Annotated in this window: 30 protein-coding genes and 1 other RNA gene; 19 read left to right on the forward strand and 12 right to left on the reverse strand. The window is 62.8% G+C overall.

The window, feature by feature from the left end:
• Nucleotides 1–3 precede the first annotated feature (3 nt).
• Nucleotides 4–441, reverse strand: coding sequence for a MarR family winged helix-turn-helix transcriptional regulator (locus tag NP945_RS17115; protein ID WP_256747011.1), 438 nt, complete (start codon nucleotides 439–441; stop codon nucleotides 4–6).
• 157 nt (nucleotides 442–598) lie between these two features.
• Here NP945_RS17115 and NP945_RS17120 point away from each other — a divergent pair, with 157 nt between their 5' ends.
• Entirely contained in the window at nucleotides 599–2401 is a 1803-nt protein-coding gene (locus NP945_RS17120; RefSeq protein WP_256747012.1) for a chloride channel protein, read from the forward strand.
• Here the strand turns inward: NP945_RS17120 and NP945_RS17125 are convergent.
• From NP945_RS17125 to NP945_RS17140, 4 genes are all read right to left on the reverse strand, one after another.
• Nucleotides 2398–2622 (reverse strand): ribbon-helix-helix domain-containing protein, encoded by a 225-nt coding sequence (locus NP945_RS17125; protein WP_127328907.1) that lies wholly within the window; start codon nucleotides 2620–2622, stop codon nucleotides 2398–2400. The genes NP945_RS17120 and NP945_RS17125 overlap by 4 nt on opposite strands.
• Entirely contained in the window at nucleotides 2619–2816 is a 198-nt protein-coding gene (locus NP945_RS17130) for a DUF4169 family protein (protein WP_256747013.1), read from the reverse strand. Before NP945_RS17130 ends, NP945_RS17125 begins: the two co-directional genes overlap by 4 nt.
• A gap of 16 nt (nucleotides 2817–2832) precedes the next feature.
• Nucleotides 2833–3369: an SspB family protein gene (locus tag NP945_RS17135; RefSeq protein ID WP_256747014.1), complete on the reverse strand. Its 537-nt coding sequence runs from the start codon at nucleotides 3367–3369 to the stop codon at nucleotides 2833–2835.
• Between the two features lie 118 nt (nucleotides 3370–3487).
• Nucleotides 3488–4177, reverse strand: a complete 690-nt coding sequence (locus tag NP945_RS17140) for a TetR/AcrR family transcriptional regulator (protein WP_127271156.1) — start codon at nucleotides 4175–4177, stop codon at nucleotides 3488–3490.
• A gap of 188 nt (nucleotides 4178–4365) precedes the next feature.
• Here NP945_RS17140 and NP945_RS17145 point away from each other — a divergent pair, with 188 nt between their 5' ends.
• Nucleotides 4366–5571, forward strand: a complete 1206-nt coding sequence (locus NP945_RS17145) for a multidrug effflux MFS transporter (protein WP_256747015.1) — start codon at nucleotides 4366–4368, stop codon at nucleotides 5569–5571.
• Nucleotides 5572–5615: 44 nt separating this feature from the next.
• Here NP945_RS17145 and NP945_RS17150 read toward each other — a convergent pair whose 3' ends face one another.
• Together NP945_RS17150 and ssrA are read right to left on the reverse strand one after the other, a co-directional pair.
• A complete protein-coding gene (locus NP945_RS17150) occupies nucleotides 5616–6170 on the reverse strand; it encodes an AAA family ATPase (protein ID WP_256747016.1) in 555 nt (184 codons plus the stop codon).
• A gap of 114 nt (nucleotides 6171–6284) precedes the next feature.
• Nucleotides 6285–6644, reverse strand: a transfer-messenger RNA (tmRNA) gene (gene ssrA, locus NP945_RS17155).
• Between the two features lie 170 nt (nucleotides 6645–6814).
• Here ssrA and NP945_RS17160 point away from each other — a divergent pair.
• On the forward strand, nucleotides 6815–7126 hold the full coding sequence (locus tag NP945_RS17160) for a DUF2853 family protein (protein ID WP_127271793.1): 312 nt from the start codon (nucleotides 6815–6817) through the stop codon (nucleotides 7124–7126).
• Between the two features lie 158 nt (nucleotides 7127–7284).
• On the forward strand, nucleotides 7285–8079 hold the full coding sequence (locus NP945_RS17165) for a thymidylate synthase (RefSeq protein WP_127271791.1): 795 nt from the start codon (nucleotides 7285–7287) through the stop codon (nucleotides 8077–8079).
• An 11-nt stretch (nucleotides 8080–8090) separates the two neighbouring features.
• Here NP945_RS17165 and NP945_RS17170 read toward each other — a convergent pair whose 3' ends face one another.
• On the reverse strand, nucleotides 8091–8300 hold the full coding sequence (locus tag NP945_RS17170) for a molybdopterin-binding protein (protein WP_256747017.1): 210 nt from the start codon (nucleotides 8298–8300) through the stop codon (nucleotides 8091–8093).
• 160 nt (nucleotides 8301–8460) lie between these two features.
• On the opposite strand from NP945_RS17170, the gene modA reads away from it, so the two are divergent.
• From modA to NP945_RS17190, 4 genes are all read left to right on the forward strand, one after another.
• Nucleotides 8461–9255: a molybdate ABC transporter substrate-binding protein gene (modA, locus tag NP945_RS17175; protein ID WP_127398265.1), complete on the forward strand. Its 795-nt coding sequence runs from the start codon at nucleotides 8461–8463 to the stop codon at nucleotides 9253–9255.
• Nucleotides 9256–9270: 15 nt separating this feature from the next.
• Nucleotides 9271–9975 carry a molybdate ABC transporter permease subunit gene (gene modB, locus NP945_RS17180; RefSeq protein WP_256747018.1) on the forward strand — a complete coding sequence of 235 codons (705 nt, stop codon included), beginning with the start codon at nucleotides 9271–9273 and terminating at the stop codon, nucleotides 9973–9975.
• Entirely contained in the window at nucleotides 9972–11084 is a 1113-nt protein-coding gene (gene modC, locus NP945_RS17185) for a molybdenum ABC transporter ATP-binding protein (protein ID WP_256747019.1), read from the forward strand. The genes modB and modC overlap by 4 nt, the downstream gene beginning before the upstream one ends.
• An 80-nt stretch (nucleotides 11085–11164) precedes the next feature.
• Nucleotides 11165–11506: a winged helix-turn-helix domain-containing protein gene (locus tag NP945_RS17190; RefSeq protein ID WP_127271788.1), complete on the forward strand. Its 342-nt coding sequence runs from the start codon at nucleotides 11165–11167 to the stop codon at nucleotides 11504–11506.
• Nucleotides 11507–11582: 76 nt separating this feature from the next.
• Here the strand turns inward: NP945_RS17190 and cobF are convergent, their stop codons facing one another.
• Nucleotides 11583–12368 carry a precorrin-6A synthase (deacetylating) gene (cobF, locus tag NP945_RS17195; protein ID WP_256747020.1) on the reverse strand — a complete coding sequence of 262 codons (786 nt, stop codon included), beginning with the start codon at nucleotides 12366–12368 and terminating at the stop codon, nucleotides 11583–11585.
• A gap of 131 nt (nucleotides 12369–12499) precedes the next feature.
• Between cobF and NP945_RS17200 the strand changes: the two genes are divergently transcribed.
• The 9 genes from NP945_RS17200 to NP945_RS17235 all read left to right on the forward strand — a co-directional run bounded on the left by NP945_RS17200 (nucleotide 12500) and on the right by NP945_RS17235 (nucleotide 18857).
• Nucleotides 12500–13501, forward strand: coding sequence for a DUF4424 domain-containing protein (locus tag NP945_RS17200; RefSeq protein ID WP_256747021.1), 1002 nt, complete (start codon nucleotides 12500–12502; stop codon nucleotides 13499–13501).
• Complete coding sequence (locus NP945_RS17205) at nucleotides 13501–14019, forward strand: dihydrofolate reductase (RefSeq protein WP_127271784.1); 519 nt, start codon at nucleotides 13501–13503, stop codon at nucleotides 14017–14019. Before NP945_RS17200 ends, NP945_RS17205 begins: the two co-directional genes overlap by 1 nt.
• 168 nt (nucleotides 14020–14187) lie before the next feature.
• A complete protein-coding gene (gene hflK, locus NP945_RS17210; protein WP_023813074.1) occupies nucleotides 14188–15312 on the forward strand; it encodes an FtsH protease activity modulator HflK in 1125 nt (374 codons plus the stop codon).
• Nucleotides 15312–16280 (forward strand): protease modulator HflC, encoded by a 969-nt coding sequence (gene hflC, locus NP945_RS17215; protein ID WP_127328921.1) that lies wholly within the window; start codon nucleotides 15312–15314, stop codon nucleotides 16278–16280. Before hflK ends, hflC begins: the two co-directional genes overlap by 1 nt.
• 6 nt (nucleotides 16281–16286) lie before the next feature.
• The gene (locus NP945_RS17220; protein WP_023813072.1) at nucleotides 16287–16475 is read left to right on the forward strand and encodes a DUF2065 domain-containing protein; all 189 of its coding nucleotides are present in this window, start codon (nucleotides 16287–16289) and stop codon (nucleotides 16473–16475) included.
• Between the two features lie 127 nt (nucleotides 16476–16602).
• Complete coding sequence (locus tag NP945_RS17225; RefSeq protein ID WP_127271780.1) at nucleotides 16603–18120, forward strand: DegQ family serine endoprotease; 1518 nt, start codon at nucleotides 16603–16605, stop codon at nucleotides 18118–18120.
• 56 nt (nucleotides 18121–18176) lie between these two features.
• Nucleotides 18177–18314, forward strand: coding sequence for a PIN domain-containing protein (locus NP945_RS32000; protein WP_348629444.1), 138 nt, complete (start codon nucleotides 18177–18179; stop codon nucleotides 18312–18314).
• Complete coding sequence (locus NP945_RS17230) at nucleotides 18307–18600, forward strand: putative toxin-antitoxin system toxin component, PIN family (RefSeq protein WP_245463834.1); 294 nt, start codon at nucleotides 18307–18309, stop codon at nucleotides 18598–18600. Before NP945_RS32000 ends, NP945_RS17230 begins: the two co-directional genes overlap by 8 nt.
• Nucleotides 18597–18857, forward strand: a complete 261-nt coding sequence (locus NP945_RS17235) for a pilus assembly protein HicB (protein ID WP_127328922.1) — start codon at nucleotides 18597–18599, stop codon at nucleotides 18855–18857. Before NP945_RS17230 ends, NP945_RS17235 begins: the two co-directional genes overlap by 4 nt.
• Here NP945_RS17235 and NP945_RS17240 read toward each other — a convergent pair whose 3' ends face one another.
• Entirely contained in the window at nucleotides 18858–19421 is a 564-nt protein-coding gene (locus NP945_RS17240; RefSeq protein WP_256747022.1) for a GNAT family N-acetyltransferase, read from the reverse strand.
• Nucleotides 19418–20305 (reverse strand): phosphoserine phosphatase SerB, encoded by an 888-nt coding sequence (gene serB / locus NP945_RS17245; protein ID WP_128364485.1) that lies wholly within the window; start codon nucleotides 20303–20305, stop codon nucleotides 19418–19420. The genes NP945_RS17240 and serB overlap by 4 nt, the downstream gene beginning before the upstream one ends.
• On the opposite strand from serB, the gene miaA reads away from it, so the two are divergent.
• Together miaA and NP945_RS17255 are read left to right on the forward strand one after the other, a co-directional pair.
• Nucleotides 20304–21263 (forward strand): tRNA (adenosine(37)-N6)-dimethylallyltransferase MiaA, encoded by a 960-nt coding sequence (gene miaA, locus NP945_RS17250; RefSeq protein WP_306283190.1) that lies wholly within the window; start codon nucleotides 20304–20306, stop codon nucleotides 21261–21263. The two genes, serB and miaA, sit on opposite strands and share 2 nt — an antisense overlap.
• Before the next feature lie 104 nt (nucleotides 21264–21367).
• A complete protein-coding gene (locus NP945_RS17255; protein ID WP_127271965.1) occupies nucleotides 21368–22159 on the forward strand; it encodes a GGDEF domain-containing protein in 792 nt (263 codons plus the stop codon).
• Between the two features lie 219 nt (nucleotides 22160–22378).
• Here the strand turns inward: NP945_RS17255 and NP945_RS17260 are convergent, their stop codons facing one another.
• Nucleotides 22379–24208, reverse strand: a complete 1830-nt coding sequence (locus NP945_RS17260; protein WP_127328926.1) for an ATP-binding protein — start codon at nucleotides 24206–24208, stop codon at nucleotides 22379–22381.
• Nucleotides 24209–24357: the final 149 nt, after the last annotated feature.

Raw genomic sequence — 24357 nt, forward strand, 5'->3', positions numbered from 1 at the left:
CGACTACCCTCCATCTCGATCGAGCAGACGCCGCAGCATCGGTTCGATACGCGACAGTTCGTCGAGATGCACCGCCGACAGTTCGGCCAGGCAATCGTCGGCGCGCTCGTTCAGCTGCAGCAGCACGCGGCGGTGGTCGTCCTTGTCCTGATCCCGTGTAACCAGCCCCGCCTCGCCGAGGCGGTTGACCAGTTCGACGGCGCTGTGGTGGCGGATGCGCAGGCGCTCGGCGAGGTCGCCAACCGTCACCGGGCCGCCGCCGGGGAATCCCTTGATCGCCAGCAGCGCCTGATGCTGGCGCGGGGTCAGGCCGGCGTCTTCCGCCTGGACCTGGCTGAATTCGAGGAAGCGGCGGATCAGATAGCGAAACTCCGACAGCCGCTGGTAATCGGCCTGGCTGATGGCGGGGCGTGGTTTTTGTGGCTGCGACATATCAGACATGTGTTCGTTTTCCGGCGAAAGCTCAAACGGATTTCGGGCGAAACCGACTTGAATATTTATATCGTGTTACGATACATATCCACCGACAAGCCCGGCTGGCCGCTTCGACCGTGCCGCATATCCACATTCGGCCCGCCGCCAGGAAGCAAAGCCCGCCATGAAGACCCCTCACTCGAACCCGGAGCATCTGCGTGATTTCACCACGGACGCCAGGGTGCTGCTCGTCGCGGCCATTGCCGTGGTGGTGGCGACAGCCGGACTGGTTGCCGGCATCGCGCTTTTGAAGCTGATCCGGCTGGCCACCAACATCGCCTATTTCGGCCAGTTCTCGCTTGCCGACCTGAAGCTTGAGGACACACCGCTTGGGCTTGCCGCCGTCATCGTCCCGGTGATCGGCGCGCTGATCATCGGCCTGATGGCGCGCTTCGGCAGCGAGAAGATCCGCGGCCATGGCATTCCCGAGGCCATCGAGGCGATCCTGCTCGGGCGCTCAAAACTCGACGCCAAGGTGGCGATCCTGAAGCCGCTGTCGTCGGCGATCTCGATAGGCTCCGGCGGACCGTTCGGCGCCGAAGGGCCGATCATTATGACAGGCGGTGCGATCGGCTCGCTGATCGCGCAAATGCTGCCGGTCAGCGACAACGAGCGCAAGACGCTGTTGGTGGCTGGTGCGGCAGCAGGCATGACCACCGTGTTCGGAACCCCGATCGCCGCCATCATGCTGGCCGTCGAACTGCTGCTTTTCGAATGGACCCCGCGCAGCTTCATCCCGGTGGCGGTCGCGGCTGTTATCGCCGAGGTCGAGCGCACCATGCTGCATCTGCCTGGACCGATCTTTCCGTTTCAGGGCGGCATGGAGGTGTCCTTTGCCGGCCTTGCCGGCTGGGTGGCGATCGGCGTTTGTGCAGGACTTTTGTCGGGGCTTCTGACGCAGATGGTCTATGCCTGCGAGGACGGTTTTCAGAAACTGCCGATCCACTGGATGTGGTGGCCGATGCTTGGCGGCCTGGTGGTCGGCATCGGTGGGCTGATCGAGCCGCACGCGCTCGGTGTCGGCTATGACAACATCACTGACATGCTGGACGGCCGCACCGTCGCGACCGCGGCCCTTCTGCTGCTGGTGGTCAAGGCGATCATCTGGTCGGTAGCGCTCGGCTCGGGAACGTCGGGAGGTGTGCTGGCGCCGCTGTTGATCATGGGCGGGGCCATGGGCGCTGTGCTCGCCGGCGTTCTGCCTGCCGCGGATCCGGGTTTCTGGGCGCTGCTGGCAATGGCCGCCACGATGGGCGGCACGATGCGTGCGCCGCTGACCGCCACGTTCTTCGCCGTCGAACTGACCGGCAACACACATATGCTGGTGCCGCTGATTGCTGCCTGCGCCGCGGCGCACGCCGTCACCGTGCTTCTGATGAAGCGGTCGATCCTGACCGAAAAGATCGCCAGAAGGGGACATCATCTGGTTCGCGAATACCGCGTCGACCCTTTCGCCCTGACCAGGGTGCGTGAGGTGATGACCTCAAAGGTCGAAAGCGTGCCGGCGACGATGACGCTGCATGGCGCGGCAGCCTTCCTGACAGCGCCGGAAACACGGCATCCGAGTTTCCCGGTGGTCGATGAGCACGGCCATGTGCTGGGCCTCATCGATCCGCCGGCGATATTGCGCTGGAGACGCGCCGGCACGCACCGCACCACCACGCTTGGCGAACTGCTGGCCGGCAGCAAGGTGACGCTGGCCTATCCGGACGAATATCTCGAAGGCCTCTCCGACAAGCTGCTGACGGCCAACATCTCTCATCTGCCCGTCGTCACTCGCGAAGGCTCCTTGCTGGTCGGCTATGTCGGCTGGAAGGATTTGATGCGCGTGCGGTCCAGGAAACAGGCCGAGGAGCGCGAACGTTCGACCTTGCTTGGCTTCGGCACCAGACGCAGGAAGAAGGAAGCGGCGGTCGAGGGCCTCTAGAAATCCGTTCCGCGCTTCGCCCACTCCAGGACATGGAGCCTCAACGCAGAGGACAGGTTGGTGTCGCGGGGCCTTGTCTCGTCGACTTCGGCGACAAGCGCGGCGAGCGTCAGCTTTCTGGTCGCCGCGATCGCGACGAGGTCGTCATAGAAGGGTTTTTCGAGCGAGTAGCTGGTGCGGTGGCCGCGAATGGTCACCGAACGCTTTTCGACCGGGCTCATAGGTGGTCAGGGTCGCCGGGCTTTTCACGACGATGCCCGGCAACGAATTTTTCACTCTTGTCGGCGGCGATGCGGTCGCGTTCTTTTTCGGCCTTGGAGCGGCCGTGCAGTGCCCGGTTCTGTTCGGCGGCGCGCAGCTTTTCGTCCCGCTCCTTTTGCTTGCGGGCCTGGCGGAGATTGACGATTTCGGCCACGGCGTAAGTCGCCGGCCTATTTCTTGCGGAAGGCGTCGAGCGAGACCACTTCGGCGCCCTTGGTGGCGGCGTCCGCGACCGCAGGCTTCTTCTCCGCCTCGGCGGCGGCCTTCTTCTCGGCCTTCGGCTTTTTCTCGGAGACGATGGTCAGCGGCTCCGGAGTTGGCGCAGCCGGTTCCTCGGCTGCCGCACCATCCGTCTTGACGTCGAATTCGAGCTCGAAATTGACCGAGGGATCATAGAAGCCGCGCACGGCCGAGAACGGGATTTCGAGTTTTTCCGGAACATCGGAGAAGGACAGGCCAACCTCGAAGCCGGTATCGGTCACCTTCAGGTCCCAATACTGGAACTGGATGACGATGGTCATCTGCTCGGGATAGCGCTCGCGCAGCCGCGAAGACACGCGTACGCCCGGCGCGCCGGTCAGGAAGGTGATGAAGAAGTGGTGGTTGCCGGGGAGGCCGGTGCGCGCGACCTCGGCCAGGACCTTGCGCATGACGCCGCGCAACGCCTCCTGGGCCAGAATGTCGTAGCGGATGTGGTCGTCGGCCATGTGGCGGTCGGGTTCCGTTGAATCGTCCGCATAGCTGTAATCAAGCTTGAGGGCGGCGTAAACCGCATATAGATCACCCTTGCGCGGAAGCGAAGACTATTGCCAGCGATTTGATCGCTCAGGCGCTGGTGAGCGCGCTTTGCTTTTCGGACGATGCCGCGGACCGGCGCTTGCCGAAGGCGCGTAGGAAGGTGCGCACGCCATTGGTCGCGGATTGCAGCACCTCGTCCTCGCGCGGCGAGCCGCCAAGCATGAAGGTGGTCTGCAGTTCGGCATTGACGAGGCCAAGAAACTGGCGTGCCGCCACGTCGGGATCCTCGATCGTGAGATGGCCGCCATAGGCGAGGCGGGCGAAGCGGGCGGCGATTGCCGGCCATGTCCTGCCCGGACCCTGTTCGCGCCATTCGGCAAACAGTTCGGGATAGCGCTCGCCTTCGGTCTGGATCAGCTTGCGCAGGAATTTTCCGTCGCGGTTGCAGATGCAGTTCTGGTTCAGGCGCACGGCAAAGCCGATCAGGTCGGCTTCGAGATCCCCCGGCTGGTCGGGGAAGGTGGCAATGGTGGCGAAGATGCCGGCATTGCAGCGTTCGGTGAGGTCGCGGACCACGGCGACGAACAGTTTCTCCTTGTCGCCATGATGGTTGTAGATCGTCTGGCGCGAAACGCCGGCTTCGGCCGCGATCAGATCGATGTTGGCGCCGGCGAAACCTTCGCGGCAAAACACGGTGGCGGCGGAGTCGACGATCGAGAGGCGCTTGGCCTCATGGCCGCGTGGCGGGAAAATGTCAGGAGAAACGTGCAGCTTCATAAAAAACTATATAGAGGTGATTGACGATTTAGACAAGAGTGTCTAAATTTGTGGACACAAGATAAAGAGATTTCGCGTGAGAGAGACGAATAGGATTCGCTCTTGAGGTGTCGGAATCTCACGGGATGGAACGTCCTAGGTTAGACGTCGCCTGGCGGCGGCAACCAGATTTGAAAGAAGCCTTTATCATGAGTCCCAAATTCCTCCGCATCGCGGTCGTGCTCGGCTTGTTGTCCGCCATCGGCCCGTTCGCCATCGACATGTATCTACCCGCGTTGCCGTCGATCGGCGCGGATCTGCATGCCAGCACCGCTGCCGTGCAGATGAGCCTGTTGATCTTCTTCCTGTCGATGGGTTTTGGCCAGATCGTCGTCGGGCCGATCTCCGACATGGTCGGCCGCAAGCTGCCGCTTTATGGCGGCCTTGCGCTGTTCATGGTTGGCGGCATCGGTTCGGCAATGGCGCCGACCATCGAATGGCTGATCGCTTTCCGTTTCCTGCAAGGGCTTGGCGCCAGCGCCGGCATGGCCGTTCCGCGCGCCATCGTGCGTGACCTGCACACCGGCAATGAGGCCGCCAAGCTGATGTCCTTGCTGATGCTGGTGTTCTCGGTGTCGCCTATCCTGGCGCCGCTGACCGGCAGCGTGATCATCGAGAGTTTCGGCTGGCGCGCCGTGTTCTGGACGGTGACGGGCGCGGCCGCCCTTGCCACGGTGCTGCTCGCAACCTCGCTCAAGGAGACGCGGCCGGCTGAAGAACGCGTCGGTTCCTCCTTCGGAACCGCGCTTGCCGGCTATCGCTTCCTGATGGGCGACCGCAATTTCCTTGGCCTGGTGGCGATCGCCGGCTTCGGCATTGCGAGCTTCTTCGTCTATCTGTCGAGCTCGTCCTTCATTCTGATCGACCATTACGGGCTGTCGCCTTCGGTCTACAGCGTGTTCTTCTCGATCAATGCGGTGGCTTTCATCGGCATGTCGCAGCTGACCGGGCTGCTGGCCGAGCGTTTTGGGCTGCGCCGCGTGGTGCGTGTCGCGGTGACCGGCTATGCCTCGACGATGGTGGTGCTGTTGGCGATCATGGCGACGGGCGTCGACCGGCTCGACGTGATGGCGGCCCTGCTGTTCGTCGGCTACGGCTTCCTCGGCCTGGTCATCCCGACCACCTCGGTGCTGGCCATGGAAGAGCATGGCGAGATCGCCGGCACGGCGTCGGCGCTGATGGGCACGCTGCATTTCGCCATCGGCGCACTCGCCATGGGTGTTGCCGGCGTGTTCTTCGACGGCACGCCGCTGCCGATGGTGGCCGGCATCACGCTGTGCGCGGTGATTTCGTTCACGCTGGCCAAAGTCACGCTCGGCCGCTCGCGCGAAGCTGCCGAGGCACCGGCGGAATAAGCAACCAAAACAAATGAAAAAGGCCGGGGTTCATCCCGGCTTTTTCACGCCAATCCTGTCCCGGCCAGCACGAAGCGCAGCCGCGCCTCGACGGATGCCAGCGGCAACGGAATCATCTCATAGCCCAGTTCCGTGTAGACGCCGACCAGCGCATGGTGGGTGCGCTCGGCCTCGTCGAGCGTCTGCTTGCGCTCTTCATCCTGCGCGAAGATCTCCGGCCATAGCGGGGCGACGAAGACGCGCTGATGGTAGCGGAAGCGCTCGGCAGCAGCGTTGGCGTGTTCGGGTACCGGCAGGCCGCTCAGCCTGAGATAGCCGAGCGTGTCCGGAACGCCACGATCAAAGAAAACAGGACGCCCGGTCTGTTCTTGCGCGATTTGATACGAGCGCATCTCCCATGACAGCATCAACTCGGCGAATAGCGCGCGATCGCGCCAGGGCAAAGCGGGTCCGCCTATATCGGACTGGTGGCGGATGATGCCGCGGCCGGCTTCGATCGAGGTGGCAAAGCCTGCCCGGCGCAGGGCTTCGATCAAGGTGGTCTTGCCGGAGCCGGGGCCGCCGGTCAGCACGAAGAATCGATCGGAATCGTTTTGCATGTTTTGTCCGTGGAGAGGTGGCACGCGGCAGGGCGGCTTCGCGGCCCGAGGGCGTGCGAAGTTGGCCGGCGGGAGCTGCCGTTGTGAGTAACGCATGTTAAGGAGGAGGGGAGAAGTGGAGGTTTCTGTTGCCAGGTACCTCCGAACCCCGCCTAGAAGTGCGAACCTCTAGGGCTTGATTTGAAGCTATCGCACCGCTTACGCGGCGAGACGTGCTTCCGCATAGTTGTCATTTGCAACTACAGGTTTAGCCCGATGACGGTGGTACCATGCCGGGCAAAAGTACGATCTTTACACCTTCGTCGATCCTATTTCGCCCCCAGCAAAAACCGCTCTGTCATCAGCAGCGGCTTTTGGTGGAGGCGCCGGGTACCGCCCCCGGGTCCGAACGGCTTATTTCATCGCCCATTTATCGCCATAGTCGGTCAAGCCGACAGACTGAATATAGGGGGCCATCGCAAGAAATGGAAGGCCGCAATGGCACTTTGTCCCCCTGACAAAACCGCAAGTCCAAAGGGTTGACTTGGGCGCGGTCTCAACCGAAGCTTTGCCCCGGTGAGGAGTTACCGACCTAGCGCACATGTTGCAGCAGCGCGCCACAGCCCTCATCGATCGGATCCGTGGCGCCGACGAGGGGAATTTTGATGGCCGACTATCTTGCAGACGTGAAGAAATACGATGCCTCGGCGAGTGCCGACGTGGTCGACAAAATCGTGAAGCATCTTGGCATTGCGCTCCGGAACCGCGATTCCTCGCTGGTGTCCTGCACCGATCCGAAGGAGCTAGAGCGCGTCAAGGCTGGCTGGGTTGCGAAGAAGCTCGGCATATCGGACGACAACAAGGCCGACGCTTCGATCGAGAAGGTCTGCAAGGCGATGGCCGCCGACAGTACCAAGAACCGGGTTACCTTCTACTATCTGGTTGCCAAGGACCTGGGTAAACTCGGCTCCCTCTGACGACCGCACGTCAATTTGCAGGGGCTGGCGCGGTCCATGCGTCAGCCCTGATGTTGTTGGGGACTGGCAGCCTTCGGGCAGGGCTTGCGCTGCTTTGTGGTGTTCGATTGCCTGTCCGTCAGCTATGATGGCTGGACAACCGAATCGAGCCGGAACCGATGCGCCAGTATCTCGACCTCCTGCAGCACGTGCTGGACAACGGCGCCGATCGCGGCGACCGCACCGGCACCGGAACGCGCTCCGTCTTCGGCTACCAGATGCGTTTCGACCTGGCGCGCGGCTTTCCCGTCACCACGACCAAGAAGCTGCATCTCAAGTCGATCATCCATGAGCTTTTGTGGTTCCTGGCCGGCGACACCAACGTCAAATATCTCACCGATAACGGCGTTTCGATCTGGGACGAATGGGCCGACGAGAATGGCGATCTCGGCCCGGTCTACGGCAAGCAATGGCGCTCCTGGCCGGATGGCCATGGCGGCTCGATCGACCAGATCGCGAATCTTCTCAAGGAGATACGCAAAAATCCTCAATCGCGGCGGCTGATCGTTTCGGCGTGGAATCCGGCCGAAGTGGAAGCGATGGCGCTGCCGCCCTGCCACTGCCTGTTCCAATTCTATGTTTCGGAAGGGCGGCTTTCCTGCCAACTCTACCAGCGTTCCGCCGATATCTTCCTCGGCGTGCCGTTCAACATCGCGTCCTATGCCCTGCTGACCTTGATGGTGGCGCAGGTCACCGGGCTGAAACCCGGCGATTTCGTCCACACGCTCGGTGATGCGCATCTCTACTCGAACCATTTCGAGCAAGCACGCGAACAACTGCGGCGCACGCCGAAGGTGCTGCCGACGATGTGGATCAATCCGGAGGTGAAGGATCTGTTCGCCTTCCGCTTCGAGGATTTCCGGCTGGAGAACTACGTCGCCGATGCGTCGATCAAGGCGCCGATCGCGGTCTAAGGCCGCAAATTTCAGTCGATGCCGACCATCACGTCCGAGGCCTTGACCACGGCGTAGGCCTGCTTGCCCTTTTCGAGCTTGAGATCGGCGACGGCCTCGTTGGTGATCGAGGCGGTGACGATGGCGCCGCCACCGATGTCGATCCTGACATGCGAGGTGGTGGCTCCCTTGGCGATCTCGGCGATCGTTCCCTTGAGGATATTGCGGGCGCTGATCTTCATCGGAGTTTCCTTTCCAGGGTTTCTTTGCCGGTCTCATCAGAACAATCGGTGTCGTACAGACGCTTTCATGGGGCGCCGGGCCTTCCCTTGTTATATTCATACGGATATATCGGTTAGCAGGCTTCGAGCCGGCCGGATTTCAAACCAGGGAGAGTTTTCCATGACGCGCAAAGGTTTTGGATCGAGGGCGATCGCCATTGGCGGTTTGGCTGCGGCGCTGATGGCAGTCGTGCCGGCAGCGCATGCGGAAGACAAGGTGGTGGTGTTTGCCGCGGCCAGCCTCAAGGATGCGCTCGACGCGGTGAACAAGGCCTGCCAGGCCGATGTCGGCGAAGCCGCGACCGTCTCCTATGCCGCAAGCTCGGCGCTGGCCAAGCAGATCGAGGGCGGGGCGCCTGCCGACGTCTTCATCTCGGCCGACCTCGACTGGATGAAATATCTCTCCGACAAGAAGCTGACCAAGCCGGACACCGAAGTGAAGCTGCTCGGCAATGAGATCGTGCTGGTGGCGCCGAAGGACTCGGCGGTCGAAACCAGGATCGAGAAGGGCTTCGACCTCGCCAAGCTGATCGGCGACGGCAAGCTCGCCATGGGCGATTTCAAGGCGGTGCCGGCCGGCAAATACGGCAAGGCCGCACTTGAATCGCTCGGCGTCTGGTCCTCGGTCGAGGGCAAGGTGGCGCAGGCCGAAAACGTGCGCGCGGCGCTGAAGCTGGTTTCGACGGGCGAGGCCGCCCTTGGCATTGTCTATGCCACCGACGCGCATGCCGAAAAGGGCGTCAAGGTGGTCGGCACCTTCCCGGAGGATTCGCACCCGCCGATCATCTATCCGGTTGCCCAGACCGCCGATTCGAAGGACAAGGATACGCCGGCTTTCCTGAAATGCCTGCAGTCGGCCAAGGCGGCCGCACTGTTCAAGGATCAGGGATTTACCGTACTCGCGCCGAGCAACTGAGTTCCAAGGGGCACTATGAACTGGCTGCTGGACCTCACTCCTGACGAATGGAATGCGGTCCGGCTGTCCATTAAGGTGGCGACGGTGGCGATGCTCGCCAGCCTGCCGCCTGGCATCTTGATCGCACTGCTGCTTGCCCGGGGACAATTCTGGGGCAAGACGCTGCTCAACGGGCTGGTGCATCTGCCGCTGATCCTGCCGCCCGTGGTGACCGGTTATCTGCTGCTGCTCACCTTCGGCCGGCGCGGCCCGGCCGGCGCCTTCCTGGCAGAGCATTTCGGCATTGTCTTCTCCTTCCGCTGGACAGGTGCGGCGCTGGCCTGCGGCGTCATGGGCTTTCCCCTGATGGTGCGGGCGATCCGGCTGTCGATCGAGGCGGTGGACCGCAAGATGGAAGCGGCGGCGGGAACGCTCGGCGCCAATCCGCTCTGGGTGTTCGTCACCATCACGCTGCCCCTGATCCTGCCCGGGCTGATCGCCGGCGCCATCCTGGCCTTCGCCAAGGCGATGGGCGAGTTCGGCGCCACCATCACCTTCGTCTCCAACATTCCCAATGAGACGCAGACATTGCCGTCGGCGATCTACACCTTCACGCAGGTGCCGGGTGGCGATGAAGGGGCGCTCCGCCTGACGCTGATCTCCATCGTCATCTCCATGGCAGCACTTGTGGCTTCGGAGGTGCTGGCGCGGCGTGTAGGCCGGCGACTGGACATCGAATGAGCGTTCTCGTCGACATCAGTCATCGGCTGGGTGGTTTCGCCATCGACGCCCGCTTCGAAAGCGCCGGGCGGCTGACGGCGCTGTTCGGCGCGTCTGGGTCGGGCAAGACGACACTGATCAACATGATTGCCGGGCTGATCCGGCCCGACAGGGGACGCATCGAGGTCGACGGCCGTGTGCTGGTCGATACCGGTGCCGGCATTTTCGTGCCGAAGCACAAGCGCCGCATCGGCATGGTGTTCCAGGACGCACGGCTGTTTCCGCATTTGAGCGTTGCCGGCAATCTGCGCTACGGCCGCTGGTTCACGCCGCCGGCGGAGCGCTACGCCGATATCGATGCCGTCGTCGACCTGCTCGGCATCGGGCCGCTCATGAACAGGCGGCCGGCAAAGCTCTCGGGCGGCGAGAAACAGCGCGTGGCGATCGGCCGGGCATTGCTTGCCAGCCCCAGACTGCTGCTCATGGACGAACCGCTGGCCTCGCTCGACGAAGCGCGCAAGGCCGAAATCCTGCCCTATGTCGAAAGGCTGCGCGACGAGACGAAAATCCCGATCGTCTATGTCAGTCATTCGGTCGCCGAAGTGGCGAGGCTGGCCAGCGACGTGGTGATGCTGGCACAGGGCAATGTCGTTGCCAGCGGGCCGACCGAGGCGGTGATGCAAAGGCTCGACCTGTTGCCGGCGGAGGAGCGCGGCGAGGGCGGCGCCGTGCTGGACACCAGGGTGCTGCGTCACGACGAGACTTTCGGCATGACAGTGCTCGGCTCGGCCGCGGGCGAGCTCCGGGTGCCACAGCTGGCGATGAAGGCAGGTACGCCGGTGCGCATCCGTATTCGCGCCCGCGATGTGATGATCGCCACCGAAAAGCCGACGGGTCTCAGCGCGCTCAACATCCTGCCGGGGACCATTACCGCGATGAGCCCGGGCGAAGGGCCCGCGGTCGAGGTCGGTATCGACTGCAATGGCGCAACCGTGCTTGCCCGCATCACCGAACAGTCGCGGCAGGCGCTGAAGCTTCATCTTGGCGGCAAGGTTTTCGCGGTGATCAAGACGGTGAGCTTCGATCGGGCGAACACCGGCGCCGGCCTGCCCGCCGAGGCGGATGGATAATCCCGCTATGTCTTTTTGGAATAGCGGTTTCGCCAGGGAGCTTCTAGTATGGGGTTGGGTTGTGACCGCGGAGAGCAAAGATGCCGTCGCTGAGCTTGCGGATAAATCTCGATCCCGACGGGCGCGTCGGGCCGGGCAAGATCGAACTCCTGGAACAGATCGCCGCCTTCGGCTCCATCTCGGCCGCCGCGCGCGGCATGGAGATGTCCTATAAGCACGCCTGGGACCTGGTCGAGGACATGAACCGGGTGTTCGGCAAGCCGCTGGTGGCGGCACAGACCGGCGGCCGCAAGGGCGGCGGCGCACAGTTGACGGCGGTCGGCCTGGCAGTGGTCAGCCGCTTCCGCGCCATCGAGCGCGCGGCTTCTGCCGCGGCGGCGGCGCATATGGAGGCATTGCAGGCGGAGATTGATGCTGGGTGAGGGCAGTAGGGCAGTAGGGCAGTAGGGCAGTAGGGCAGTAGGGCAGTAGGGCAGTAGGGCAGTAGGGCAGTAGGGCCTAATCCTCTGCGCTTGGCTTGCGAAGCAGGTAAGTGTCCATGATCCAGCCCTTTTTCCGGCGCGCTTCTTCACGGGTTCTCTCGATCTCGGCGCCGACATCACTGAGACGGCCAGAGATGAGAATCTCGTCTTCCGTGCCGAGATAGGCGCCCCAATGGATGACGACATCCTTGTCGGCCAGCGTGTTGAAGGCGCATTTGCCGTCCAGCAGGACGACCGCGCTGCCGGCATTGTCCGGCATGCCTTCCTCGGTCAGGCGGCGGCCGGTGGTGATGAGGACGGAATCGCCGATGCGGTTCAGCGCCATCTTGTGGCTGGCGGCAAGTGCCTGGACGGCGGTGATGCCGGGGATCACCTCAAGCTCGAACGCCACATTGCCTCGCAGGCGCACGCGCTCGAGGATGCGCAACGCGCTGTCATAGAGCGAAGGATCGCCCCAGATCAGGAAGGCGCCGCAGCCGTCGCCGGCAATCTCATCGCGGATCAGGCCTTCGTAAATGGCGGCGATGGCTTCGTGCCAGTCATCGACGGTCGCGCGGTAGGAGGGCGCCGGCCCATCTTCTACTGGCATGTCGCGCACCGGCACGTCGAATTCGACGCGGCGCGACTTCGGATTGGTGACGAAGCGGTCGCATATCCGGCGGCGCAGTTCGGCCAGCTCATTTTTTTTCGCGCCCTTGTCGGGAATGAACAGCACATCCGCCTGGTTCAAGCCTGATATGGCCTGAACGGTCATGTGGTCGGGATTGCCGGCGCCGATGCCGATGACGAGAAGCTTGCGCATGGGCGAACTCCTGCCCGATCGGAACCTGTTAGTCCAGACCGCGCTGGCGCGCGTCCGCGGATACGGAAGGGCTTTGAACGGCACATTGAAACCGCTAGGGTCCTGCAAGCATTCTGGCCGAGGTGGTTTCCATGTTGCGATATATTCTGACCGCCGTGCTGGCCCTGTCGCCCGCGCCCGCCTACGCCAACGATTCGGTTGCCGAACTTGGCACCGGTGGCCTGATCCTGTCGCGCAGCGACGCCGTGTCGATGCAAAGCGAGGACCTCTTCATCTCGCCGGAAAACGTCACGGTCGACTATGTCTTCCATAACAACACCGATCGGGATGTCGAGGCCATCGTCGCTTTCCCGATGCCCGAAATATCGGGCAATCCCGAAGAAATCCCGGCGATCCCCGAAAACCAGAGCGACAACTTCCTCGGCTTCGAGGTGACGATCGACGGCGTTGCCGTCAAGCCGCAGCTGGAGCAGAAGGTGTTTGCGCTCGGCATCGACATCAGCGCCGAGTTGAAGGCGCAAAACGTGCCGTTCTATCCATTCGGCGATGCGGCGAAGGCGGCGCTGGCCAAGCTGCCGCAAGCGGTTGTCGATGACTGGGTCAACCGCGGCATCATCATCGAGGACACCGGCAGCGACGGCACCGAGACGACCAAGGTCTACACGCCGTTCTGGCAATTGCGTTCGACCTACTGGTGGCGCTCGACCTTTCCGGCCAACAAGGACGTTCATGTGTCCCACCACTACAGACCGAGCGTCGGCGGCACGTCTTCAGTCAGCTTCTTCTACGACGGCAAATTCCAGGGACAGTATGCGGCCTACAAGGCCCGCTATTGTATGGATGGCACATTCGAAAATGCGGTGCGCAAGGCTGCCAAGGACGACCCTGACGGCTACCCCAAATATGTCGAGAACCGCATCGCCTATATCCTGACCACCGGCGGCAACTGGGCCACCGGCACGATCGGCAAGTTCAAGCTGACGATCGACAAGGGCAATCCGAAAGCCCTGGTCTCGTTCTGCGGCGACAATGTCAAAAAGACCGGACCGACGACATTCGAGATGACGGCGGATGATTTCTACCCCGAGCGCGACATCGACATCCTGATCCTCGAGCCAACGGACGGCAATTGATGCACGTCGCAATCTACGTTGCCATCGCCGAGAACGGCGTGATCGGGCGGGACGGCGGGCTCCCGTGGCGGCTCTCCACCGATCTCAAGCGCTTCAGAGCCGATACGATGGGCAAGCCCATCATCATGGGCCGCAAGACCTATGAGGGCATCGGCCGGCCGCTGCCGGGCAGGTTGAACATCGTCGTCACCCGCGACAAGACCTGGCGCGCCGAGGGCGTCGAGGCGGCACATTCGCTCGAGGCCGCGATCCAACTGGCGACGGAGCGCGGGCGCCGCATGGCCGATGTGGACGAGGTGTGCGTCATCGGCGGCGGCGAAATCTATGCCCAGGCCATGCTGCTGGCCGATCGCCTGCATGTCACCCATGTGCTGGCAGCGGTCGACGGCGACGCGCATTTCCCGCCGATCGATCCTGATTCCTGGCACATTGTCAGCTCGCACGACGTCCCAGCCGGGGAAAAGGACAGCCACCCGACGCGTTATTCGGTCTACGAGCGGCGTCGAGAGAGACATTGAATGAAAAAAGGGGCATTGAAGGAAGACAAAGGGTCGCGACCGGACAAATCGGACGAAGTCGGCAGCGCATCGCGTTGAAAGCGCCTCGTTGCGTCCCTATAGAAGAACAATACTGGATTTTGCGCCGTAATACCGGCGCTTGAGGGAATTCCAAGCGAAAGGACATTCATGCCCTGGAACGACAAAAGCGGCGGTGGCGGCGGCCCATGGGGTGGCGGCGGCAACAATCAAGGACCCTGGGGGCAGGGTCCAAAGGGACCCAGCGGGCCACAGGGCTCGCCTCCCGATCTCGAAGACATCATCCGCCGGGGCCAGGACCGGCTGCGGCGCGCTCTTCCGGGTGGCGGCGGCGCGAGCCCGGCTATCTTCGCGCTGATCGCGGCTGCACTTGTGGTGCTGTGGGCGTTCAAGGCGGTTTATACCGTGCAGCCCGACGAGGTCGCGGTCGAATTGCGCTTCGGCAAGCCGAAGACCGAACTGTCGCAGCCTGGCCTGCATTTCCATTGGTGGCCGCTCGAAACCGTCGAGACGGCCAAGATTTCCGAGCAGCTCGTCGATATCGGCGGCGGCGGCGCGACAAGTGGCAACACGTCCGGGCTGATGCTTACCGGCGACCAGAACATCGTCAACGTCCAGTTCTCGGTCGCCTATCAGGTCTCTGACCCGAGCGCGTATCTGTTCGATGTGTCCGATCCCGACGGTATGCTGCGGCAGGTAGCCGAAAGCGCCATGCGTGAAGCCGTCGGTCGCCGGCCGGCGCAGGACATCTTCCGCGACGACCGCCAGGGCATTGCCGCCTCGGTGCGTGAAATCATCCAGACGACGCTGGACGGCTACAAGGCCGGTCTCAACGTCAACGCCGTCTCGATCGAGGATGCGGCACCGCCACGCGAAGTGGCCGATGCGTTCGACGAAGTGCAGCGCGCCGAGCAGGACGAGGACAAGTTCGTCGAGCAGGCCAACCAGTACTCCAACCAGAAGCTCGGCCAGGCGCGCGGCGAGGCCGCACAGATTCGCGAAGACGCGGCCGCCTACAAGAACCGGGTCGTGCAGGAAGCCGAGGGTGAGGCCCAGCGCTTCATCTCGGTCTATGACGAATATGCCAAGGCGCCCGATGTAACGCGCAAGCGCCTCTACCTGGAAACCATGGAGAAGGTTCTGAAGGATTCGAGCAAGGTCATCGTCGAGCAGGGCAACGGGCAAGGGGTCGTTCCCTATCTGCCGCTGCCGGCATTGCAACCGAAAGCGCCGGCACCCGCTGCGCCCAGTGGCGTTACGGGAGGTAACCAGTGATGGCCAACCGTCTTCCCATCATCGTCGTCGCAGCAGCGGTTATCCTGTTCCTGCTCTATTCGTCGGTCTTCGTGGTCAATGCGCGTCAGCAGGCGCTGGTGCTCAGGTTCGGCGAGATCGTCGACGTCAAGAGCGAACCCGGCATCTACTTCAAGGCGCCGTTCTCGTTCTTCGACGCCGACACCGTGCAACTGATCGAGAACCGGGTGCTGCGCTTCGACCTCGACAACATCCGCGTCCAGGTGTCAGGCGGCAAGTTCTATGAGGTCGACGCCTTCATCGCCTACCGCATCTCGGATCCGCGGGTCTTCCGCTCCACCGTGTCGGGTCAGATCGAACTGGCAGAAGCCCGGCTCAGGACGCGTCTCGACGCTGCCTTGCGCCGTGTCTACGGTCTGCGTGATTTCGAGGCCGCACTTTCCGAACAGCGCACCGTGATGATGCGCGAAGTCCGCGACCAGCTCAGGCCCGACGCCACCTCGCTCGGCCTGCAGATCGAGGATGTCCGTATCCGCCGCACGGATCTCACGGCCGAAGTCTCGCAGCAGACCTTCGACCGCATGAAGGCGGAACGCCTGGCGGAAGCTGCGCGGCTGAGGGCGCGCGGCAATGAAGCGGCACAGCGCATCACCGCCCGCGCCGATCGCGAAGTGGTCGAGATCGTCGCCGAAGCGCAGAAAGAGTCGGAAATCCTGCGCGGCGAGGGCGAAGCCCAGCGCAGCGCCACCTTCGCGGGAGCCTATCAGCGCGATCCGGCCTTCTTCGACTTCTACCGGTCGATGAATGCCTATGGCACGGCGCTGGACAACACCGGAACGACGATGGTGCTGTCGCCGAACTCGGAGTTCTTCCGCTTCTTCCGCAGTCCTGACGGCAGCGAGGGGCCGGCAAAGCCGGCTTCGCCTGCGCCAAACGCTCCGGCGACGGCACCCGCCGCGCCGGCGGCACAGCCCAGCACCGGCCAGTAGCGGCCGGTGCAGGATTTTCTTGCCGCCATGGGCCTGGTCCTTGTCATAGAGGGTCTGGTCTATGGCGGTTTTCCCGGCCTGGCCAGGAAACTTGCCACCGAAGTGCTGTCGCTGCCCGAGAACGCGCTGCGGATCGCCGGGCTGGCGGCGATCGTGATCGGCGTCGGCATCGTCTGGCTGGTACGGGGCGCATGACGGCGGCGATGATTTATCCTCTGCCGATAGTCATAGCCGCAAACGTGCCGTATTTTTTGCCAACATGGCGTGACGCGGCGTTTTCGTCGAAGCGCTTTTCTTTTCAAGGATACCGGGAGGCTTCTCGATGACATCCAATACAATTCTGTGCGCGGCTCGGCGGACATTCATCGCCGGCGCGGCGGCACTTCTTGTCAGCGCCGTCGCTGTCCCGTCCTTCGTGACGCCGACATTTGCCGCCGATGGACCCGCTTCGGTTGCCGATCTGGCGCAAGGCCTGCTCGGCGCAGTGGTCAACATATCGACCTCGCAGACGGTCAAGGGCACCGAAGGCCCGGGCGCGGTGCCGATGCCGCAATTGCCCGAGGGGTCGCCCTTCCAGGATTTCTTCGACGATTTCTTCAAGAACCGCGGCGGTGACAAGGACAACGGCTCGCAGAAGGTGCAGTCGCTGGGCTCCGGCTTCGTCATCGATGCCGAGCAAGGCATCGTCGTCACCAACAACCATGTCATTGCCGATGCCGACGACATCGAGGTCAATTTCTCCGATGGTGTCACCTTGAAGGCGACGCTGGTCGGCACCGACACCAAGACCGATGTCGCCGTGCTCAAGGTCGATCCGAAAGGCCACAAGCTGACGGCGGTGAAGTTCGGCGATTCCACCAAGATGCGCGTCGGCGACTGGGTGATGGCGATCGGCAATCCGTTCGGCCTCGGCGGCACGGTGACGGTCGGCATCGTCTCTGCCCGCAACCGCGACATCAATTCCGGCCCCTATGATGACTTCATCCAGACCGATGCCGCGATCAACCGCGGCAATTCCGGCGGACCGCTGTTCAACAGCGCCGGCGAAGTCATCGGCATCAACACGGCGATCATTTCGCCTTCCGGCGGTTCGATCGGCATCGGCTTTTCCATCCCCGCCCAGCTCGCGTCCGGCGTCGTCGACCAGTTGCGCCAGTTCGGCGAGACGCGGCGCGGCTGGCTGGGCGTGCGCATCCAGCCGGTGACCGACGACATCGCCGAAAGCCTCGGCATGGCGACCGCCAGGGGCGCGCTGGTCGCCGGCGTGATCAAGGGCGGCCCGGTCGACAATGGCACCATCCAGGCGGGCGATGTCGTCATCAAGTTCGACGGCAAGGACATCCATGAGATGCGCGATCTGCCGCGCGTCGTCGCCGAAAGCCCGGTTGGCAAGGCGGTCGATGTGCTCATCGTGCGCAAGGGTGTCGAGCAGACCGTGAAAGTGACGCTCGGCCGGCTCGAGGATGGCGAGAAGCTCGCCAGCAGCGAGGAGGGCAGCAACACCGATCAAGACAAGGGCGACAAGGCTCCGGCCGTTTCCACTGCTTCGGTGCTCGGCATGACGGTCGGCGAACTGAACGACGAGACACGCAAGAAGTTCAGCATTGCGGCCGATGTTTCGGGCGTCGTCATCACCGACGTCACCAAGGACTCGGCCGCCGCCGAACGCGGCATCCAGCCCGGCGAGGTGATCACCGAGATCGCGCAGGAATCGGTCGCCACGCCCAAGGACGTCATGGACCGGATCGGCGCCTTGAAGGAACAGGGGCGCAAGAATGCGCTCTTGATGCTGGCCTCGAAGACCGGCGAGCTCAGGTTCGTGACGATCCGGATGGACTGAGATCCGCCAGCTGACAGGTATATTGTAGCATCCCATGGGATGTACTATTTTAGCTTGTGAGACGGATCGTACTGGACACAAACGTTCTGACGGCAGGTTTGCGAAGCAGGAATGGTGCGTCGTTTGCCGTCTTGCACGGAATCGCGGATCGGCACATCCGCCCATTGGTGACGACAGCGCTGTTTCTTGAATGAAACCGTGTTGACCCGACCCGAGCAAATGGCGGTTCACGGATTGTCGAATGCGGATCTGGATCGTTTGCTTGCCGGTTTTGCTACCTTGGCAGAACCGGTTGAACTGCACTTTCTCTGGCGCCCGCAATTGAGCGATCCGAAGGATGAAATGGTGCCTGAAGCCGCGATCAACGGCCGGGCAGATGCCTTGGTGACCTACAATCGCCGGGATTTTGCGGCTGCGGCAGGCCGTTTCGACGTCCAAGTCGTAAGCCCGGCTGAATTCCTGGAAGGACTTCGAACATGAGCAAAGCGACTTATCCTTTGAAGCTCCCGCTGTCGGTAAAGGAGGCGGCCGCGCGTTTGGCTAAGGCGGATGGCGTGTCGCTCAATCAGTGGATCGCTTCGGCTGTGGCGCAGAAGGTTGGAGCAATGGAAACGGCGGCGGATTTCCTGCGTCGTCGGGCGGGCGATGCGTCCGCCGGCGATTTTGGAAAAATGCTTGAGCGGGTTGCTGGCGGACCTCCGCAAGCTGGCGATGAGCTTCCGCCTGATCGACATTGATCAGCGACGGTTCTTTCGCCAGTTCTGGGCAGTCAGCCGGTAGAATACATGGCGCTTGAGCGCGGGATGGCTGTCGGGAATGCCGGGATGATCGAAGTCGGCCGATGGATCGGCTCTCATGCCGAGGCGCTCCATGACGGCGGTGGAGCGGCGGTTTTCCGCGACGGCGAAGGAGACGATTTCGTCAAGGCCGAGTGTTTCGAAGCCATACGCAAGCCATGCCTGAGCCGCCTCGGTGACGTAACCTCTGCCCCAGAATTCAGGCGCCAATCGCCAGCCGATCTCGATCATGCTGGCTGGCAGGAAGTCCATGTGATCGGTTCCGGTTATACCGACAAAACCGATACATTCGCCCGATGCGGCGATTTCTGCGGCCGCAAAGCCAATGCCGTCGCGATCGATGGCGGCGCGGAACTGATCCATCTTGGCATTCGCCTCGGCGCGGTCGCAGCGGAACGGAAAGAACTCCATCACCCGGTCGTCGGAGTTTATGCGGTGGAACAGGTCGCGGTCGCGATCCTCCCAGTTGCGCAGGATCAGGCGCTCGGTGCGCATTGGTTTCATTGCACAAACTCCTCCTGCCTGTAGCCTTGCACATAAAGCAGCGCGGTCAGGTCGCCATGATCGATGCGGACCTTGGCCTGTGCCGCCACCGTCGGTTTGGCGTGGAGCGCGACACCGGTACCGGCCAGGCGGATCATGTCGAGATCATTGGCGCCGTCGCCGACGGCGATGGCGTCGGCGGGCGTCAGGCCGAGGCGCGCTGAAATTTCGATCAGCGCGTCGGCCTTGGCGGCGCGGCCGAGGATCGGTTCGCCGACCAGCCCGGTGAAGCGGCCGTCCTGCTCGAGCAGGCGATTGGCGCGGTTCTCCTGGAAACCGAGCATGGCGGCGATGCGCGTCGTGAAGACCTCGAACCCGCCAGACACGAGTGCCGTCCAGGCGCCGTTGGCGCGCATGGTCCGGACCAGAACACGGCCGCCCGCTGCCAGCGTCAGGCGATTGGCGACGATGCGATCGACCACGGCGGCGTCGAGGCCCTTGAGCAACGCCACCCGTTCACGCAAAGCCGGTTCGAAGGCGATCTCACCATTCATGGATCGCGCGGTGATGGCCGCAACATGATCCTTGACGCCGATCTCGTCGGCCAGCTCGTCGATGCATTCCTGGTCGATCATGGTTGAATCCATGTCGGCGATCAGGATTTTCTTGCGGCGGGTTTCCGCCTGCTGGACGATCACGTCGACGGCCTCGCTGGCAAGTGCCGTGCGCAAGACGGCACTCGTGACGGCGTCGTCGGCTGCCTCAGGCAGGACGAGATCGCAGGCAATACCTTCGGCCAGCCAGACAACAGCGCTTGCGCCGACCGACCGTGAGGCCATATTCGCAAGCGACAGCGACAAAGCGCGCTCAGCGGGACGGGAAACAAGGGTGGCGATCAGCGGCATGAAACATTCCGGCGGGCAGGCGGGCGAGGGCCGCGTGAAGAACGCGATCCTGATAGCCGGGCCGACCGCCAGCGGCAAGTCGGCGCTTGCGCTCGATCTGGCCGAGCGCAGGGGTGGCGTGATCGTCAACACGGATTCCATGCAGGGTTATTCGGTGCTCGACGTGCTGACCGCCCGGCCGGAGGCGGCCGACCTCGCCCGCGCACCGCATTATCTTTATGGCCATGTCCACCCGGCCACCGCCTATTCCACCGGCGCCTGGCTGCGCGACGTGATGAAGCTGATCGAGGACGGCACATTCTCCGAACGGCCAGTGATTTTTGTCGGCGGCACCGGGCTCTACTTTCGCGCGCTGGCCGAGGGCATTTCGGAAATGCCCGACATTCCGCAGCGGGTCCGCGACCGCTGGCGCCATGAGTTGAAGGAGCAGGGCGCCGTCAAGCTGCACAGCCTGCTGCTGCGCGAGGATTCGGCGGCGGCCATGATGCTCAAGCCAACCGACAGCCAGCGCATCGTGCGGGCATTGGAGGTTCTCGATGCGTCTGGCCGTTCGATCCTGGAATGGCAGGCAGAACGCGGCCAGCCGCTCATCGACAGGGAAAGCGCGCGTTTCCTGGTGATCGAGCCGGATCGGGCGGCATTGGTCGCTCGCATCGACAAACGCTTCGACCAGATGCTGGACAAGGGCGCGCTGGACGAGGTCAAGCGGCTTGCAGCACTTGGCCTCGATCCCGAATTGCCGGCGATGAAAGCGATCGGCGTTCGCGAACTGCAGGCAGCGATGGCCGGAGAGATTGGCTTTCCCGAGGCAATCGAACGCGCCAAGATCGCGACCAGGCAATATTCCAAGCGGCAAACCACCTGGTTCAGGCATCAATTGGGGCCGGAATGGCTGAGATTGCGCCCCGGTGATGATCTGGAAACCACGATCTCAGCGCTTGCTTCCGATACAACCTGAAAAGTTTACCTGCAAGGAACGGTTCCCGTGGTGGTTGTCCAAATTAACCCTCCGTAAGCCCGCCCATGCCATAAGATCAGTGGGCACTTTCCAACGGGGAGCAGATGCGTTTCCACAAGGCGGAATCAGCATTTTTCGTCTTTATATTCGTGATCCTGGCCGCCGGCCTGGTGACGCTGCATGCTTACGGACTTCTGCAATCCTTCGCCGACGAGTTGCATACGGCTTCGGGTCTGGACAAGGTCATCTATCTCAACAAGCTCTTGTTCGCGACCGGCGTGCTCCTGGCCACCGCGCTGTTCTTCGGCATCTTCTTCATCTATCCGCTGATCCGCAAACAGGCGATGGAGGAAGGCAAGCTGCGCGCCATGACGGTCTCGCTCAGCGCGCGCTCGGAAACATTCGAGCATGCGGCGCTGACCGATGGCCTGACCGGCATGCAGAACCGGCGCTATTTCGATGATGCGCTGAAGGAGTATCTCGAGGAATTCCGGCGCATCGAAAAGCCCGTCGGGCTGATGATCCTCGATCTCGATCATTTCAAGCAGGTCAACGACACCCACGGCCATGACGTCGGCGACGAAGTGCTCAAGGCCGTCGCGAACTGTCTCAAGGACATGACGCGCTACCACGATGTGGTGGCGCGATTGGGCGGCGAGGAGTTCGCCGTGGTCACGCCCAACATGGACGCCGAGCTTCTGGGCAAGTTTGCCGAGCGCATCCGCAAGGCGATCGCCAACATGTCGGTGCTGTCGGGCAATGTCCGCCTCAAGATCACCACCAGCGTCGGGCTCGCCGTCTGGGACCGCAAGGAAACAGCGGAAGAGTTCTATCGCCGCGCCGACCGCCAGCTTTACGAGGCGAAGAGGCAGGGCCGTAACCGCGTCTGCGCCTGAAATCGCGTCACTGAATTCGTGAGGCTGGCCGTCTGGCGCCGTTTTCTGCGCTTCCGGTGCTCACGGACTCAAACGTCCGCTCCGCTTCGGTTCTCGAAAACAGCACCACCCGACTCGGCCTGACGAATTCCCTGACGGGATTTATCCGAGCGGGCTGGGCAAGGGCGCAAGCTTGGCGCGGCTTCTCGGTCGGAAGGCAGAGGAGTTGGCGCTGCTGACCTAATCGTTTTGCGGGCGCAGGCCGAAGGTTGCGGGCTTTAGGCCGTAGCGCATGTCGAAATCGTCGTCCGATGGCGCGCGTGCGGCGGGTGGCTTGCGGTAGTCGGGGTCGCCGGCCTGGCGGCCTGAATCGACGACCTCGGCGAAGGCCATCGCCTGCTGCGTTGATTTAGGCACATTGCGCAGTCGTTCCACGATCGCCACCAGATCGACATCGTCGCCTGGCTTCGACGTGGCCTCTTCGCGTTTTGCGGTGCCGGGGAGCAGGTCACTCGGCAGTTTTTCGAACTTCAGCCGCATGGTCGTCGCCACGCCTTCGCCGAAGGCGATGGCTTCGCGCTGGCCCATGGAGGACAGGAAGGCAAGCGTCGAGGCGGAAGAGTCGGCAATCGCCGAGCGGATGATCGCCTGGTCCTGCTCATTGGCAAGCCGCATGGCGAAGAAGGTCGAGCATTGCGAAAGGATGGTCGGGTCGAGCTCGCCCGGGCGCTGGGTGACGACGCCGAGATAGCAGCCATATTTGCGGCCTTCCTTGGCAATGCGCGACAGCGCGTGCCTTGTCGGCGCGAAGCCGAGGCGCGGATCGGCCGGCATATAGCGGTGCGCTTCTTCGCATAAAAACAGCAGCTGCAGCTTGCCCTCGCTCCACAGAGCGAGGTCGAAGGCCAGGCGCGCCAGCACCGAGCAGACGGAATTGACCACTTCGGACGGCATGCCGGCCATCTCGAAGCAGGTTACCGGTCGGCCATGATGCGGCACGCGGAAGATGTTGCCGATCGTCTCGTGGATGGTGTCCTCGATCAGGCGCGAGTTGAACATGAAGCGATAACGTGGATCGGCGGCCGCCGATTCGATGCGCGTCTTCAGCGATTTGAGTGTCGGGCGATCAGTCTTGCTTTCGAGCATGCCCATGCGCTCATCGATCTGCTTGAGCAGGTCGGCGATGCGGTAAGGCACCGGCGTATCGGCGGTCAACGCATCGCTGCCGCGCCTGATATAGGAGCCCGAATTCGGGTTGCGGTAGAGATTCTTGGCGGCCGGGATAAGGTCGCGCAAGGCGTCGATTTCTTCCGGCTCGGTCTCGCGGCCCCGGAACAGCACCTCGGCGAATTCCTCGAGCTTGAACATCCAGAACGGCAGATCCAACGTTTTGGAATCGACCCTGACGCAGTATTCGGGCAGCGATGCAGCGAACTCGTTGTGCGGATCGAGGATCAGGATGCGCAGATCCGGCCGTGCCGCTATCGACTTGCGCAGCAGCAGCGAGACGGCGGTGGATTTGCCGACGCCGGTCGTGCCGACAATGGCGAAGTGACGCGCCAGCGTATCGTCGATGGCGATGTTGGCGGCGATCGTCTCGTCCTGCGCGAGCGTGCCGATCGTGATCGAATGACGCCCGGCGAGGTCATATACCGCCTGCAGGTCGCGGGTGCGGATCCGATGCGCAACGGCGCCGATATGCGGATAGGTGGTGATGCCCCGATCGAAGACCGGTTTGGCGCCGGGCTCTGCTCCGTCACGGACTTCGCCGATCAGCTCGATGCTGACCTCGATGGCGTTCTGGCCCTCATTGCTCCAGGCGCGGTCCGACTTGCCGATTGCGTAGACCAGGCCGACGGTTCGCGTCGATCCGAGATTGATGGAAATCATCTTGCCGACCGTCCACAGGCCGGTCACCGCGCCGTCGGCGTCATTCGCATAGGCGCTGATGGTGGCGCGCGCGCCATCGCATTGCACGACATTGCCGAGGATGCGCTTGTCGTTCTGCTCTGCGTCGCGGCGCTCCTGCGATGTCGGTTCTCCAACGGAGGCTTCGCGTTCGACATACATGGACAGGCCAATCCCCATTTCCCTGGAGCATCGATCCTACCCGAATGGGGTTAAGGCCCGATGATGTCGGATGGTGTAGAGAGCATTAAAGGGCTCGTGAAAATTGTCGCCAGCCGGCTCTTCTCCGGCGTCTATTTTTCGCTATAATA

This window comes from Mesorhizobium sp. LMG17149 (genome assembly GCF_024518695.1).
GTDB lineage: Bacteria > Pseudomonadota > Alphaproteobacteria > Rhizobiales > Rhizobiaceae > Mesorhizobium.